This window comes from Mesorhizobium sp. USDA 4132, from assembly GCF_056279545.1.
Genome location: NZ_JBWCCP010000001.1, coordinates 3,988,575 through 4,003,553, shown reverse-complemented (window position 1 = coordinate 4,003,553; position 14,979 = coordinate 3,988,575). Strand labels below are relative to the sequence as shown.

Annotated in this window: 16 protein-coding genes and 4 pseudogenes; 13 read left to right on the top strand and 7 right to left on the bottom strand. The window is 60.9% G+C overall.

The features are described from left to right. Positions 1-25 precede the first annotated feature (25 nt). Entirely contained in the window at positions 26-1,018 is a 993-nt protein-coding gene (locus ACZ9IU_RS20040) for a LysR family transcriptional regulator (protein ID WP_162182341.1), read from the top strand. A 174-nt stretch (positions 1,019-1,192) separates the two neighbouring features. Here ACZ9IU_RS20040 and ACZ9IU_RS20035 read toward each other — a convergent pair. Beyond that, positions 1,193-1,672 (bottom strand): annotated as a pseudogene (locus ACZ9IU_RS20035) (SDR family NAD(P)-dependent oxidoreductase); the annotation flags it as partial. 67 nt (positions 1,673-1,739) lie between these two features. On the opposite strand from ACZ9IU_RS20035, the pseudogene ACZ9IU_RS20030 reads away from it, so the two are divergent. The 10 genes and pseudogenes from ACZ9IU_RS20030 to ACZ9IU_RS19985 all read left to right on the top strand — a co-directional run. After that, positions 1,740-2,021, top strand: a pseudogene (locus ACZ9IU_RS20030) (winged helix-turn-helix transcriptional regulator); the annotation flags it as partial. 132 nt (positions 2,022-2,153) lie between these two features. Then, positions 2,154-2,453 (top strand): annotated as a pseudogene (locus ACZ9IU_RS20025) (Rossmann-fold NAD(P)-binding domain-containing protein); the annotation flags it as partial. 59 nt (positions 2,454-2,512) lie between these two features. Then, positions 2,513-3,103 carry a TetR/AcrR family transcriptional regulator gene (locus tag ACZ9IU_RS20020; protein WP_038546274.1) on the top strand — a complete coding sequence of 197 codons (591 nt, stop codon included), beginning with the start codon at positions 2,513-2,515 and terminating at the stop codon, positions 3,101-3,103. A 72-nt stretch (positions 3,104-3,175) separates the two neighbouring features. Then, the gene (locus tag ACZ9IU_RS20015; RefSeq protein ID WP_173426760.1) at positions 3,176-3,805 is read left to right on the top strand and encodes a hypothetical protein; all 630 of its coding nucleotides are present in this window, start codon (positions 3,176-3,178) and stop codon (positions 3,803-3,805) included. A 391-nt stretch (positions 3,806-4,196) separates the two neighbouring features. Further along, the gene (locus tag ACZ9IU_RS20010; protein WP_038546271.1) at positions 4,197-4,772 is read left to right on the top strand and encodes a DUF308 domain-containing protein; all 576 of its coding nucleotides are present in this window, start codon (positions 4,197-4,199) and stop codon (positions 4,770-4,772) included. 138 nt (positions 4,773-4,910) lie between these two features. Further along, the gene (locus ACZ9IU_RS20005) at positions 4,911-5,234 is read left to right on the top strand and encodes an SDR family NAD(P)-dependent oxidoreductase (protein ID WP_080719227.1); all 324 of its coding nucleotides are present in this window, start codon (positions 4,911-4,913) and stop codon (positions 5,232-5,234) included. Positions 5,235-5,693: 459 nt separating this feature from the next. Beyond that, complete coding sequence (locus ACZ9IU_RS20000; protein ID WP_157885184.1) at positions 5,694-6,080, top strand: hypothetical protein; 387 nt, start codon at positions 5,694-5,696, stop codon at positions 6,078-6,080. A gap of 305 nt (positions 6,081-6,385) precedes the next feature. Further along, positions 6,386-6,928 (top strand): YcnI family copper-binding membrane protein, encoded by a 543-nt coding sequence (locus ACZ9IU_RS19995; protein WP_038546268.1) that lies wholly within the window; start codon positions 6,386-6,388, stop codon positions 6,926-6,928. A gap of 31 nt (positions 6,929-6,959) precedes the next feature. Further along, positions 6,960-7,280: pseudogene (locus ACZ9IU_RS19990) on the top strand (copper resistance CopC family protein); the annotation flags it as partial. A 346-nt stretch (positions 7,281-7,626) separates the two neighbouring features. After that, positions 7,627-8,577 carry a CopD family protein gene (locus ACZ9IU_RS19985; RefSeq protein ID WP_498957666.1) on the top strand — a complete coding sequence of 317 codons (951 nt, stop codon included), beginning with the start codon at positions 7,627-7,629 and terminating at the stop codon, positions 8,575-8,577. Positions 8,578-8,620: 43 nt separating this feature from the next. On the opposite strand, the gene ACZ9IU_RS19980 is transcribed toward ACZ9IU_RS19985, so the two are convergent. Next, the gene (locus tag ACZ9IU_RS19980; RefSeq protein ID WP_038549743.1) at positions 8,621-9,838 is read right to left on the bottom strand and encodes an NnrS family protein; all 1,218 of its coding nucleotides are present in this window, start codon (positions 9,836-9,838) and stop codon (positions 8,621-8,623) included. Positions 9,839-10,004: 166 nt separating this feature from the next. Between ACZ9IU_RS19980 and ACZ9IU_RS19975 the strand changes: the two genes are divergently transcribed. Continuing rightward, a complete protein-coding gene (locus ACZ9IU_RS19975) occupies positions 10,005-10,700 on the top strand; it encodes a Crp/Fnr family transcriptional regulator (protein WP_038546264.1) in 696 nt (231 codons plus the stop codon). A 52-nt stretch (positions 10,701-10,752) separates the two neighbouring features. On the opposite strand, the gene ACZ9IU_RS19970 is transcribed toward ACZ9IU_RS19975, so the two are convergent. Genes ACZ9IU_RS19970 through ACZ9IU_RS19950 form a run of 5 tightly spaced genes read right to left on the bottom strand, consistent with a single transcriptional unit; the run spans position 10,753 to position 13,397 of the window. After that, a complete protein-coding gene (locus ACZ9IU_RS19970) occupies positions 10,753-10,953 on the bottom strand; it encodes a hypothetical protein (protein ID WP_038546262.1) in 201 nt (66 codons plus the stop codon). Further along, positions 10,950-11,246, bottom strand: a complete 297-nt coding sequence (locus ACZ9IU_RS19965) for a metal-sulfur cluster assembly factor (protein ID WP_038546260.1) — start codon at positions 11,244-11,246, stop codon at positions 10,950-10,952. The genes ACZ9IU_RS19970 and ACZ9IU_RS19965 overlap by 4 nt, the downstream gene beginning before the upstream one ends. Next, complete coding sequence (locus ACZ9IU_RS19960) at positions 11,239-11,760, bottom strand: DUF2249 domain-containing protein (RefSeq protein ID WP_038546259.1); 522 nt, start codon at positions 11,758-11,760, stop codon at positions 11,239-11,241. Before ACZ9IU_RS19960 ends, ACZ9IU_RS19965 begins: the two co-directional genes overlap by 8 nt. Then, entirely contained in the window at positions 11,757-13,115 is a 1,359-nt protein-coding gene (locus ACZ9IU_RS19955) for a hypothetical protein (RefSeq protein ID WP_038546258.1), read from the bottom strand. The genes ACZ9IU_RS19960 and ACZ9IU_RS19955 overlap by 4 nt, the downstream gene beginning before the upstream one ends. A 12-nt stretch (positions 13,116-13,127) precedes the next feature. Next, positions 13,128-13,397, bottom strand: coding sequence for a DUF2249 domain-containing protein (locus tag ACZ9IU_RS19950; protein ID WP_038546255.1), 270 nt, complete (start codon positions 13,395-13,397; stop codon positions 13,128-13,130). Between the two features lie 200 nt (positions 13,398-13,597). Between ACZ9IU_RS19950 and hemN the strand changes: the two genes are divergently transcribed. Then, the gene (gene hemN / locus ACZ9IU_RS19945) at positions 13,598-14,950 is read left to right on the top strand and encodes an oxygen-independent coproporphyrinogen III oxidase (protein WP_038546252.1); all 1,353 of its coding nucleotides are present in this window, start codon (positions 13,598-13,600) and stop codon (positions 14,948-14,950) included. The last annotated feature ends 29 nt before the right edge of the window (positions 14,951-14,979 follow it).

The following is a 14,979-nucleotide window of genomic DNA, read 5'->3' as shown; positions in this document are numbered from 1 at the left end:
GCGTTGCGAGGAGGAGATGCAGTTGATGCGCAAAACCAATGCCGATCAGCTGAAGCTGCGCCGGCTGGACTTCACCATGCTGGCAATCTTCCGCGATCTCGTACGGATGCAGAAAACCACGCTCGTCGCGGCAACGCTGGGTGTCAGTCAGTCCGCCGTCAGCCATGCGCTCGCGCGGCTGCGCGAGCTGTTCGACGATCCCCTGTTCATCAGGCGCCCGAACGGGCTGGAGCCGACGCCTCGCGCCTCACAGCTTCTTCCGCAGATTGAGATCATTCTTCGGCTTGCCCACGAGGCCCTTGACGTTCCCACGCATTTCGAACCTGAATCATCATCGCGCACCTTCAGGCTTGCGAGCAACGACCTCGTCGGCGCCGTGATTGCCCCTCCGCTGATAGGGATGCTGCGCGCCGAAGCACCTGGATGCCGGGTCGCGTTTCAATTCGCTGTCGGAGCCGAAAGCCTGAACGCCCTGCGCACGAACGAAATGGAGATGGCGATCGGGCGCGTCTGGGATCTGCCGGATGAGTTCCAGGCCGTGCCGGTCTTCGAGGAAGACTTTGTCGTCGTGGTCAGGAAAGACCATCCCGTTGCGCAGGGCCCGATATCGCTCGACCACTACCTGGCACTCGATCACGTGCTTGTCTCATTCAGAGGCGGCTTTCATGGCATGGTCGATCAGGCTTTGAAAAAGCGCCGGCTCCGGCGGCGGGTCGTCGCGAGCGTTCCAATGTTCATGACCGCCATGGGCGTTGTCGCGAGTAGCGACCTCTCGTCAACGGTTCCGGCCAGACTCGCTGCCAAATACGCCAATCAATTCGGGCTTGCGGTGCTTGAACCACCGCTCGCCATCAACCCCTTCACGTTCAGCCTCGTGCGGCATGTAAGATCGGCATCAGACATTGGCCTGGATTGGTTGTCGGCAAAGATAATCGAGTGCGCTGGCTCGCCGCAGGCCGGCAGCACAATCAGGCAAGGCGAAGCGAATGGCGCTGACAGTGATATGCCCGATCAATGACAGGCTCACCGGGGATGCACAATCGACGCGTTACGCGCCAGTTGTTTCTGCTAGAGCGGATCCTGGTTTCGAGACGTCTTGGCCGCACGCAGGATTACGGCCTGCATTCCATCTCGGGCAAGCGGAAAGGTTGTCATCCCGCACGATCCGGCTTTGATTTAACGAGTCTTGAGCCTAGATCGTAGGGAGCATCCCGCCATCCAGTCGAATATTTGATCCTGTGATGTAGGCTGCTCGTGGACTGACAAGGAAAGCGATGGCATCCGCGATCTCTTGCAACGTTCCCACCCGGTTCACTGGCACCTGCGCAAACAGTGGCAACACGACCTTCTCGACGTCCCGCCAAGGTGCGTCGGCGGCGACACCGTGCTTGACCGCGACCTCGCGAAACTTCATGTCAAGCTTCGCGCTGTGGATCGTGCCCGGAGAGATAGCGTTCACTGTCACCCCTTCGCCGGCGACGGCCTTCGCCATCGATGCGGTCATCGCAAGCATTGCGGCCTTGGCGGCGGAATAATCTGGATTGACAGGAGGAGGCATCAGGCCCGCGAGGCTCGATATATTGATGACCCGGCCCCATTTTGCCAGTCGCATGCCCGGTAGCACTGCGTTGGTAACCCGCAGGGCAGCAATCACGTTGCAGTCGTAGGTCGACCTTGCCATTCAGCTGTAAATCCATGATCCAATCACCTATCTTTTGTCGGACCAGATAGGAGGCTGCGTGGGAGCTACAAGAACGTACCAGAAGGTGCCTGTTCCATTAGATGCCCGATCCGTATGCCTGGGTCCGGATGGGGCGGTCGCTCATGTCACACGCACGCTTCACATGATTAGCGGGCGTTGGAAGATGCCGATCCTGTTTCGCCTTTATGCCGATTCAACGATGCGAAGCTCCCAGTTGCTTCGCGAAATAGAGGGCATTTCCCAAAAAATGCTGACGCAACATCTGCGAGAGTTGGAGCAGGAAGGGTTGATCGACAGGAGAGATTTCGGTTGTCATCCCATTGGTAGCTTTCGAATCGCGAGCGGAAGCTCCGACGTGGACGATCGAAAACCGCGGACGATAGGCGTCGCGCAGGCTCTCGTTCGCGGACAATCCGTTATTTGCGGTGCCCGGGAAGCAAATCACGCTAGCTGCCCCGGCTCCTTCCGGACAGACTGGGCGGGGCGCTCCATGGTTCGCACAGAGCGGTCCATTGCAGATTACGACAGCCTTTTTGATCCGATCCGCGAGGCCCGACAGGCCGTGAGCGGCAAGCAGCTCGGCGACCCGGATAAATTGGCAGTTGCTGTCTTGACCCCGGTCGGATCCGATAATCCCCCGCCGCAACTTCTCCTGAGCAGTGATGCCTACAAGCACGTGTCGGCCAGGATAGAGCGCCTTCAGCAGGAAATCGACGCTTGGAAATCCATGACCCTCTCGACCGACGGCTGACAAACAATGTGATCGCGTTAAGCTATTGACGCTCTGCCTACTAGAAGGTAGAAAGAGATATGAGCAATCTTTCTACGACCTCCGATGAAATCCTGGCCTCCGCGCGAACCTTGATCATGAGCGGCGGCTATAATGGCTTCAGCTATGCTGATATTGCCGAGGTTGTCGGCATCCGCAAAGCCAGCATCCACCACCATTTCCCCAGCAAGGTCGACCTGGTGCGAGAACTGGTCAAGCAATACCGCGAAGTTGGCGTGGCAGGGGTGGCAACTCTTGAGCAACACGTTTCGAACCCGCTTGATATCCTGAGGGCTTATGCAGGTCATTGGGCCAAGTGCATCGAGGATTCGAGCAGGCCTTTTTGCGTATGCGCTCTGCTTGCCAGCGAGCTGCCATCGCTGCCACCAGAAGTCGCGAAAGAGGTCACGGCATTCTTTCGTTTCATCTCTTCATGGCTGACCTCAGTTATGGAGCGCGGCGCGGAGGAAAAGACGCTCAACCTTTCGAGTGAGCCCGGCGTGGAAGCCGAGGCATTCCTGGCAACTGTTTACGGCGCGATGCTTTCTGCCCGCGCCTACGGCAACGGGGAGGTATTCGCCACCATACTGGCTCCCGCTCTCAACCGGCTGTCGCCCGTCGCCACTCACTAATCCTGCGGGCGGCCTTGGCTTCCTCAGGTAAAACTGCGCCATCATCAACTACCAACTAGTAGGAAGAGTGAAATGATGAAGAACCACCTCCCCACCATTGCCCTGGTGCTGTCAAGTCTCTCGTCTATGGCAATCCTCGTAACGCCCGCCCATGCGGAAGATAAGAAGGCCGCTCAGATCCATGTTCGCGGCAGCATCGTCAACTTTGGCGGATCCACTCTGAAGGTGAAGACCCGTGAAGGTGAGACCGTCGACGTCGCCCTTGCTGCAGACCGGAAAGTTGCGAGCGTCGCGAACGCCAAAGTCACAGACATCAAGCCAGGCGACTTCGTCGGCATCGCATCCATGCCAAAAGACGGCGGTGGTGATGGTGCGCTTGAAGTCCTCATCTTCCCGCCGGCCATGAAAGGCGCCGGCGAGGGTAGCTACGGTTGGGATCTTAAACCCGATAGCAGTATGACCAACGCGACCGTCGCGGATGCCGTTAAAGGCGTCGATGGCCGGACGGTGACCGTGACCTATCATGGCAAGGAAAAGAAGATTGCCATCCCGGACGGCACACCTGTCGTGACCATCGCTCCAGCCACCAATGACGATCTAGTTCCCGGTGCCGTCGTCTTCATTGCCGCCGAGAAAGGTACAACCGGCACGATCGCGCATCAGGTGATCGTCGGTAAGAATGGCGTGGTTCCCCCAATGTAAACCACGTCGCCGTCGCTGGCTGGATCGGCCGCCATACCGGTTCGGCCGGCGACAACACACAAATGCTGCTCAATCTGCACCCGACGCGACCGACGAAGGGACGTCGTCATGAACGAGACCGCCACCAACGATAACGTTCGATATCCTCGGACAGTATTTATCTGCCGCCACTGTTCTTCGTTCAGCCGAACAACTGACCATGAAGGCGGGAGCATGAGGAACCCAGTTCCATGCATAAATCTCCCGGACGGTTTTCAGGCGAGAGCGAGCGGATCGGGCAAGGCAATCGGGGAGACAAGACACCCTTCGGAAAGCACGTCGTCTACGTGTGCTTTCCAACATGCTTGAAACCAGAAGAACAACTCAATCAAACCAGAATTAGGATTTCACTATGACAAACTACCAAACGGACATCGCCGAAAACGGCGGGCATTACTGGCTGAAGCGGTACTACTTTGCGCGAGCGGCGTTTTCCATAATCTGGGTCGCAGCAGCGCTGACGGCCGGCCGCCAGTCTTTCACTATCGCGGCCATTCTGCTGATTATCTACCCCGCCTGGGATGCGGCCGCCAATTACGTCGATGCCGCACGAAACGGCGGCCTGGCGAACAACCGGAGCCAGGCAATAAACGTTGCGGTCAGTTTGATTATGACCGTTGCAGTCATTGTCGCGCTCACAATGAGTATGAACTGGGTCCTTGGCGGCTTTGGTCTGTGGGCAATCTTTTCCGGCCTGTCACAGCTTGCCACAGCGGTTCGGCGCTGGAAGACGAGCGGTGGGCAGTGGGCAATGATCCTGAGTGGCGGCCAGTCGGCAATAGCAGGCGCGTTCTTCATCGCCCAAGCGCTGAAGCCCGTTGAGCCTTCAATTGCCAATGTTGCCGGCTATGCTGGTCTCGGTGCTTTCTATTTTCTTGTCTCGGCGGTTTGGCTCACAGTCAGCCAAATGCGGCAGAAGACTGCTTGACGAAGTTTTCTCTCTGATTCATCGGGCGGGAATTTTTGAAAGCTGTCGGAGTCCCGTAAACGATCAAGGTCGAGCTTGAGATGTTGTCGTAACCGGGGGATCGACCGGAATCGGTTTCTCCATTGCTCAAACAACGGCATGGAGGGGCTAAGTCTTTACAATGCTTCGAAAGCCGCTGTCAGGTCGTTCGCACGAACTTGGGCCAACGATCTTCGCGGTCGGAAAATCTGCGTCAACGCACTCAGCCCGGGCTTCACGCTCACCCCTCTCATGGAAAACGGCCTCCATATTGGGCAGGCCGAGATCGAAGCCCTAAAAGACTTTGCGGCTCGCGAAGTTCCGCTCGGCTATATGGCGGAGCCGGTCGAGATCGCGACCGCCGCCCTGTTCCTCGCGTCGCAGGACGCCAAGTATGTCAACGGTATTGAACTTACCGTCGATGGGGGATTGTCGCAAATCTGAAGATCGGGAAATCTTGGCGGTCTGAATGCGAACCGCCATGCACGACGGACACGATTCCAGCTCGGCAGAACTCTCACAAAACGTGATTGTTAAGTCTCTGATTTAGAGACAAATAGACAACGGGTTCGCCGGTTCATATCCTATCGAGGCGGTAGATAATGCTACGCTGCGATTTCGGGAACGTGCCGCTCAACCAATCGCAGGAATCGTTGGTTATGAGCCCATGCAACCAAATCCAAAACTATCATCAACAAGCTCTCCCAACCAGGAGGGCTTGTTGCGTTCCGGGCCTTGCCCAGTTTAACTAACCGAGTCCGCCGTAAGAGCGCTGAGCCGAGAGTTTGATGCGCATCAAAGAACGCTGTGGCGGAAGGGCGCATAGACAGATGTCACCGTGCCGTGCCAATAACGGATGTCCAAATCGGACATCCGCGGCTTGCCGCAACTGATGAGGGGACCGTGAAGAACCGCAAAGCAGCTGCCTGGAGTGTTGTGTTCGCGTCGATCGCGGCCTACGCGCTCGTCGTGCAGATGCTGCTTGGGTCCTTCCTTCTCGGTTCGGCGGTCGCAGCTCCCGTCCTTGATGACTTTGGGAACCCGCTTTGCATTACCCATGCTGGCGGTAGCGGCCAATCCGATCACAAGGACGGCTCAAAACTGCCCGAGTGCTGCACGCAGGCATGCAGCGTTCTCGCTCCAGCGCTCGCGCCGCAATTTTCCGACAATTTTCTGAACAACCGGCTGGAGGCCACCTTCAAACTGCTTCCAATCGAAGTGGATACAGGTCCCTTCGAACGCCCCGAAACCTCTCCCGGGAATCCCCGCGCGCCGCCTCAGGCGGCCTGAAGGCTTGTCGTGCAAAACGAACGCCGTCTTGCAACACGACATGCGGAACAAAGACTTAAGCGTGACGCGCGACATTGAGATCGCGGGCCGCTGTAAGTCGGGCAATCCCGCGATCTTCTGAGTTCACACCTGGCCAAACGGCAACGAAGCGGCGGAAGCCGCGTGTCGCGCCCTCGCGGCCGGCCGGACCGGAACACGGATAGGACCGCCCTTTCAAGCCATCAGCCATACCGGCCGGCGCCCTCGTGGCTGCCAGTCACCCGAAGATCAGGCCGCCCAACGCGTGGCCAAGCATGGAGAGTTACATGTTGAAGACAATCACGTTGAAGACAATCACCACAACCACCGCCATCCTCGTATTCGGCAGCACCGCCGCCTTGGCGCATGTCACCCTGGAAGGAAAAGACGCTCCCGTCGGCTCGACCTATAAGGCGGTGCTGCGCGTGCCGCATGGCTGCGAGGGCAAGCCCACGAACACCGTGCGGGTCCAGATTCCGGAGGGTTTCTACGGTGTCAAGCCGCAGCCGAAGGCGGGTTGGACGCTCGACAAGGTCAAGGGAGCCTATGCCAAGGCCTACGACAATCACGGTTCTCCCGTCGCCGAAGGAGTGAAGGAAGTGGTCTGGAGCGGCGGTAATCTCGGCGACGACGAATATGACGAGTTCGTTCTACGGGGCACGATTGCCGCCGATCTGAAAGCCGGCGACATGCTCTATTTCCCGGTGATCCAGGAGTGCCCGGAAGGCCTCAAGGAACGCTGGATCGAAGTGCCGGCCGCAGGCCAGAAGGCGTCGGACCTTGAACTCCCGGCCCCCGGCGTCAAGCTTCTTCAGAAGACCGCCAACTAAGCCATCGATCCACCCGGGAGCATGAAGGCCGATGACGCCGCTTTGCCACAAGGCACTTTCACTGACCGGTACTCTGCAGCGCCTCGTGTCTGCGATCCTGCTGTGGCTGGTCATGACGGCGGCGGCATCCGCCCATGCATCCCTCAATACGACCGAGCCGCGCGATGGCTCGGTCGTGTCCACGGCCCCGCGTGTAATCGCTCTGACATTCAGCGAGCCTGTCTCGCCGACCAGCCTCAAGCTCACGCGGCCGGATGGCAGTATCGCCCCTCTGAAAAACTTCGTGCTGAAGGACAAGGCGGTCGAGATCACGCCGCCCGGAGACCTCAAGGACGGCAGTTATCTCCTTTCCTGGCGGGTTGTTTCGGAAGATGGTCACCCGATCGGCGGCTCGGTCGTCTTCTCGATCGGACAGCCGAACGCCAACGCCCGGGGCACTGCGGCCGATATCGACTGGCCGGTCCGCGCCGGTCTCTGGATCGGCAAGGTGGCGCTTTATGTCGGTCTCTTCTTCGGGGTCGGCGGCGCGTTTGCCATCCACTGGTTCGCGGACGGTTCCCGCAATGCGCTGAGGCAGGTGCTTGCCGCGCTCGGTATCGGTTTCGCAGGTGCCTTGCTTTCAGCCGGCTTCCAGGGGCTCGACACCGGTGGGCGAGCCGATCTCGCGGCTTTTCGTGCCGGCTGTCTGGAAGGCGGGAATGACCACGAGCTTCGGACCAACGGTCATTTTTGCGGTCGCGGCCCTGGCGCTTGCGGGGCTCGCTCTGGCCAGCGGCCGGGGCAGGGACGCCCGCTGGATATCGATATCGGCGGTCGTGACCGCGGCATTTTCCCTATGCCTCAGCGGGCACGCGAGTGCTGCAGATCCGCAATGGCTGATGCGCCCGGCCGTTTTCCTGCATGTCGCGGCCATAGCTGTCTGGGCCGGTGCGCTGCTGCCGCTCCTGGCCGAGTTCGGAAAAGACAAAGAAGCGGCCGGCGCGGCATTGCACCGCTTCTCGGTCTTCATACCATGGGCCGTCCTGGTCCTTGCCGTGGCCGGATGCGTGCTTGCCGTCGTCCAGGTCCGCACTCTGGCTGGGCTGGTCACGACGGCGTATGGGATCGTATTCCTCGTCAAGCTCGGGCTGCTCGCCCTGCTGTTTGCCCTGGCAGCCATCAACCGGTGGAAACTCACCTCCGGTTCGAAAAAGGGGGAGCCTGCGGCGATCCGCCAGCTCGTTCGTTCGATCGCCGCGGAGACCGTCATCCTGCTCCTCATTTTCGCGGTGGCTGCGACGTGGCGCTTCACGCCGCCACCACGCACCTTGATCGCCGAAGTCCAGAGGACTGCCGTCGTTCACCTGGAGACCAGCAAGGCCGTGGCTGATGTCAGGATCACGCCGGACAGGGTAGGGGAGGTCGCGATATCCGCAGTTATCGCCAAAACCGACCGGTCGCTGCTCGATCCTCAGGAGGTGACGGTCGTGCTCTCTAACCCCGGAGCCGGGATCGAGCCGATAAGGCGGAAGGCCGAGAAAGGAAAGGACGGCTGGACGGTGCCCGATATCGTGCTTCCGGTACCCGGGCGGTGGCGACTTCGTCTGGATGTGATCATCAGCGATTTTGAGATCGCCAGGATGGAGGGCGAGATCGAGATCGCGCCTTGATCTGATGCCGGCCCGAGGAGGCTCGCCTGTCGCAGAGCGGTCTTTATCCTTCCGCCACCCGCCGCCGCACGCGGGTCAGCATCGGTCCGTATTCGAGGACAAACAGGCCGAAAGCGGCAAGCCATGCGGCCCCGGACAGTGAATAGATCAGGCTCGCAAATTCCGGGAAAAGGCCGGCGCTTGGCCTCAGGAGCGCGCAAAGTACGATCGCCCCATAAGAAGCGACGGTTGTTCGCGACGCGGTCAGCACCCGTCCGGTATGGCCCCGGCTTGCCCTTGTCATGACGGCGAGCATCATCGTGGTCACGGTTCCGACGCTCAGGACGTGGATAGCCGAGGTCTCGTCGAAGAGGTCCACGGCTGCAAGGCCTATCGCAAGGAACCCCAGCGGGACGAACAGGTAGGCGATATGCATGATCGTCACCAGCATTTCGGCCGTCGTCGTCCAGCCGCGCCAGCGCGCGAGCCGAACCGTATGCATGATTGCCGCCAGTCCTGCCGCCCCCGCAACGAGCTTTCCGTCGCCTAGAATGACCCAGGCGGCCAGGGCGGCGACCCCGCACAGGATGGCTGCCGTATCAAACCGGTCGTAGGCGGCGGGGAAATCCGTCCGTCCGGTCTTGTTGATCCAGTTGCGGGTGAAGCTCGGGATAATTCGGCCGCCGACTATGAGGATCATTGCGGTATAGGCCGAGAGGGCGAGCTTGATACCCACGGATGGGTGCTGCCCGCCGGCCACCGCCAGATGATACAGGATGTTTGCGGCGGAGAGGGCGATCAGGCCACCCACGACCTTCAGATCCTTCCACTTCCGTCCTGCGACCACCTCGCGCACGCAGATGAAGAGGAGGAGGGGCAGAAAGGCGCTGTCGGCCAGGATGGCGGCCATGGTGCCGATAAAGTCGGACAGAAGCAGCGCCAGCCGGCCGGCGACCCATACGAGGAACAGGAAGACCAGTGGCCAACCGGACACCGGCAGCCTGCCGGTCCAGTTGGGAACCGCGGTCAGCAGGAAACCGGCCAGCACGGCGCTCGCATAACCGAACAGCATCTCGTGTGCATGCCAATGGACGGTGCCGTAGGAAACCGCCACGTCGATCAGTCCGGCCAGGCTTGCCATCCATAACAGCATCGCGGCAGCCGCCCAGAGGGCCGACGAGAGAAAAAATGGCCGGAAGCCGTAGGAGAATATGATGGGGGCGGTTGTGGAAAGTCCCCTCGGGATGCTTCCAGGTCGCCGCCCGGCCGGAATTGTCGTCATCTTCGGAACTCCTTGTTCGGCACCCTTGTAGCGGCGGCGGCGACGCCCTTCATTGCGGCGTCGCAAGTAGACGCGGGAATGTTTGCTGCCGGCGCGGCAATAGCGCATCTTCGATCTCGCCGCGGGCTGTGCTAGGTTCGCGCGGACCGTAGCGGAGCATAGGCCGTTGAAGATCGATAAGAGCCTCGTGAGAAGTTTTCCCCTGTTCGAAAGGATGGAGGATGCCGATACGGAAGCGCTTCTTGCTCACGCGACCTCCCGCAGGGTGCCTGTGGGCGAAGCCGTCTTCGAACAGGGGGCGGTCGCGGCGCATTTCTATCTGCTCCTGCATGGCAGGCTAAAGGTCACGCAGGTCACCGAAGACGGCCAGCAGATCATCGTGCGCGTCGTCCACCCGGGCGATCTCTTCGGTTTTGCCAAGGCGCTTCAACGGATGGACTATCCCGGCACGGCGATGGCCGTTGCGGAAAGCATCGCGCTTTGCTGGCCGACGGAACTCTGGCCGCAGTTCGTCGATCGCAATCCCCGCCTTGCGGTGACCGCCATGCAGACGATCGGGCAGCGGCTGGAAGAAGCCCATGCCCGCATCCGGGAGATGTCGACGCAGGAGGTCGAGCAGCGGGTCGCCCACGCGGTTCTGAGGCTGGCCAAGCATGCGGGCCGCAAGGAGGGCGACGCGGTGCGGATCGACTTCCCGATCTCCCGGCAGGACATAGCCGAGATGACCGGCACGACGCTGCATACCGTCTCACGGATCATGAGCGCATGGGAGGCGAAAGGCCTGGTCGAAGGCGGACGCCAGAAGCTGCTGGTGAAGGATGCCGAAGGCCTGCTGGCGCTGGCCGAAAGCACGAAGGGATAACGGAGCGGGATAGGCGTTCTGAAACGGGCGCCGGACAACCCGGCGAAATGCCTCAGATCTCCCGGGCGATTGAGTCGCTCAGGCGCTCGATTTCCTCGATGATGAACAAGGCCGGGTCGTCCGCAGCGCCGGATGCTACCATCTCGTAGACCACATGGCGCTTGTCCCGGACATTTCCCGCATGCGAAACGAGCGGCGTCCTATCGTGGTGCCGGGCCCCTCCCCAGCGCCTGATCAGCGTTAGAAGCTTCATGGCGTCATCATCGATGCGTTCCACGGCGGGTCGTAGGTCAGCTCCACCTCGACGCTCTTTACGCCGGCGACCGATGCGGCACAGGCCTGGATGGCTTCCTTCAGAAAGGTCGAGGCGGGGCAGCCTTTCGTCGTGGTCGTCATCGATATGTGCATGTCGCCGGCCTGATCCGCCTCGATGCCGTAGATCAGGCCCATGTCCACGACGCTGCGTCCCATCTCCGGATCGATGACCATGGAGAGTTGTTGCCTGACCTGTTCGATCAGGTTGGCCTGCTCGGACTTGTCAGGCATCGGCAACCCCTTTGCCGATGCGGATCATGATGCGGTAGGCGCTGCCGTCCCGATCGAAATTGCCCACCCATTGATGGCCCCGGCGCGTCAGTTCCGGGAACAGGAAGACGGGCTCGCGTGCCAGCACCGCGAAGATCACCTCGCCCGGGTTGAGCGATTCGGCCGCGCCGAGAATTCGCTCCATCGGTTCCGGCGGATCGAGATCGGAAAGGTCGAGCTGCACGGACGGTTCTGCCCAGAGTTCGGGCGAGACCGCGTTTTCAGAGAGCGCGACCGCTTCTTGCTGGCGCGGCGTGAAGCGCACCTCGAAATCCCCGCCGTCGAGTTCGATAACGGCGTGATCGAAGCCTCTGGCATCGAGGACGCGATAGAGCGGTTGCGGCTTGAAGGGCGCGAGCAACTTCAGTCCCTGACCGGGCTGCAGCGCGGCGACCGCCGTCATGATCGCTTCGAACGGCTCGCCGCCGTTCTTCAGGATGGGCCTGACATCAAGTTCCTTGAATTCCTGGGTCATCGTGACCTCCCGTTGAAGCTTGGTAAGATGAGCCGCCGTGCGGCGATGGCCGATGGCAGCCGGGTCGCGACCGGGACCATGGCGAGGCGGCGGGCCTGGATGAACTCGAAGGCGAGAGCGCAAACAGCCGCGAGCTGAGCGAATGTAGCCGCCCTGAACATCTCCGGCATGTCGAGGATCAGGACCGCGGTCGCCGTTGCCGTCGCGGTGAAATAGAGCGCGAACCACAAGGATGCCCGCCGCTCGTTGACGAGGTCCTGGACGCGCGGGACGGCTGTGCGGCCAAGAACGGGGCCGTAAAACTCCAGCCACGTCATGAATGCCACGATCTTGTAGAGCTGCCCGAGGCCGAGCCCGGTCAGCCATCCGAAGGTGAAGAGGTAGGCGACTGGCATCACCATCTCAGGCAGTTTGCCGATCACGATCGCGGCGGCAAAAAGAACGAGACAAAAGACCAGCATGCCGATCGCCACCAGGCTCGCCATCACGTTCAGCTCCACGGACCTCCGTTTCCGTGCGCGGAAGATCGAGTGGATATCGAGCATGTAGAGAAGAGCGGCAAGTCCTGAAAGGGCGATCGCCAGGTAAAGCGGCCAGTCCGCGGTCAAGCCGGTTCCATCGGAGAAAATGCCACAGCCGGCGGCCACGAGGGCGGCGGCCGATAGCCAGCCGATCGCCCGGCTTGTCCCGCGGGTTCTTTCCGGCGACAGCAGGAACATCGTCAGGAGGCGGTAGCTGACGCCGATCGCGGTGATGGTCATCCATCCGAACAAGCCGAGATAAGCGTGCGCCGGTCCGGCTGACAGAACCAGCCCGACGAGATGCGGATTATCAGTAAGGCCGGAGAGGGAAAGGGCAAACAGCAGCCCGACCAGCACCGTGGCGATCAGTGGCACGCAGCCGAGCGCGACGAACTTTGCCGGCAGCGAGTACGGCCGGGCTGCCGCGAGAGTGCTTACGACCATCCAGCAGAGGCCTATAAATGCCAGCGTCAGGAGGAGGCCTCCCACCGGCAGTGCCCATGTCCAGAGGGGCACGATATCGGCCAGGCCCAGAAAGCCGGTCAGCAGCAGGGGAAGCCCGATCATGGTCAGCAGCAGCACGGGCAGGGCGAGATGGGGGGATTGCAGCTGTCGCGAGGCGATCACCGGCACGAACTGAAGCAGCGATCCGGCAAACAGGAGACCGAGCCAGCCGACCGCGATCAGGTGGACGATCACCAGCGAGGCCGGATCGTTGATGGGAGCGGATGGATATCCGAAGCCCGATATCGTCAAGGCCAGCCCGGCGACCAGGCAGACCAGCGCCGTCGCGAAATAGGACATCGTCCAGGGGGAGAGAGTGGCGCCGGGCATGGCTTTCGTCTTTCAATGTCCGCAGCAGCAATCGCAGCCGGAGCTTTGCGCCCGCTGGATTTCGACGCGCCAGACATCCGGACCCTGTTCGAGATATTGCCAGTCGAACTCTTCCGGATACCGGCTCTCGATCTGGTAGTGCAGCGGTCGGGGATCATGGTCGCTCGTGACATGCATGACGCCGCCGGGAATGAGGGACGTCAGCACGCCAAAAATCTTCGGGTGACGTTCGGCGGGCGCGAGCGTCCTGACGTCGATGGAGGGGATCTCAATATCCGACATGGTTTGTTCTGGGCCTTTCGAGCTGGTGCAGCGGCCTGGCCGATCCCGGCCGCCTCGATGGCTTAGCAGCGGCGCGATCGGCGGAATTTGCGGCGGGACAAATATTTTGCAGAAACAGGACGCTGTCGTTGATTTTGCACAAAGAGAGGCAGGTGCCGGCCAGCTAAATGCTCTTTGAAGAAAACTGAAAGGAGCCCGACATGTCCGCAGCGATAATCGAGAAATATGGCGATGCACGGCTGCCGCGCTACACGAGCTATCCGACGGCTCCGAACTTCAGCTCGGATTTCGACGCCCTCGACTATCCGGCCTGGCTGAAGGCGTTGCCCCAAGGACAGCCAACCTCGCTCTACATCCACATCCCCTTCTGTCGGTCGATGTGCTGGTATTGCGGCTGTCACACGACGATCACCGAGCGCGACAGGCCCATTCTCGACTATATCGAGACATTGCACCGGGAGATCGAGCTTCTGGCATCCGTCAGAAACGACAGCTTCAGCGTCGGGGAAATCCACTTCGGTGGCGGTACGCCGACCATTATCAGGCCAGAGGAGTTCATCGCGCTGATGGACGCGTTTCGCGACCGTCTCGGTTTTGCGGGCGCCGTCAATGCCGCGGTCGAAATCGATCCGCGAACCTTGACCGAGGAGATGGCAGCTGCGCTCGGTCAGTCGGGCGTCACCCGCGCAAGCCTTGGCGTCCAGAGCTTCGATCTGAAGGTCCAGAAGGCGATCAACCGTGTTCAGAGCGTCGAGACGACGATGGATGCCGTCGAGCATCTTCGCCATAACAACATCAACGCGATCAATTTCGACCTCATCTATGGGCTGCCGTTTCAGACGGTCGAATCCTGCGTCGAGACCGTCGAAGCAGCTGTCCGCATGCGGCCGGATCGTCTTGCCGTCTTCGGCTATGCGCATATCCCGAGCTTCAAGAAGCACCAGCGGCTCATCGACGAGGCGGCGCTTCCGGATGCACGGGAGCGGGCGCTTCAGGCATCGGCGATCGCCGAGGCCTTAATGGCGGCAGGATATGTCAGGATCGGTCTCGACCATTTCGCCCTGCCGGGCGACGACCTCTCGCTTGCGCAGACTGAAGGCCGGCTGCACCGGAATTTCCAGGGGTACACGACGGACGCCTGCGACGCCCTGATCGGGCTCGGTGCGTCGTCGATTGGCCGGTTGCCGCAAGGGTATATCCAGAACGAGGTTCCGCCGGGCCTTTATGCGACCCGGGTGTCGAAAGGCGAATTGCCGGTCGCCAAGGGCTACCGCCTCACACTCGAAGACCGTCTGCGCGGCGAAGTGATCGAAAGGCTGATGTGCGACTTTGCGGTGGATGTTGCGGCCCTTGCGGCAGCGCATGGCTTCGATGCCGAGCTTCTGCTGCGGGGCAACGATCGGCTCGATGAGCTGGAACGAGACGGCCTGATCGAACGCCGGGGCGGCATCATCCGCGTCTCGGAGGATCACCGGTTCATCGTCAGGGCCGCGGCCTCTGCATTCGATGCCTATCTGAACAGAAGCGGCAGGTCGTTCAGCAAGGCGGCATAGGGTTCAGAACGGGAAATGGAGGTCCGGCA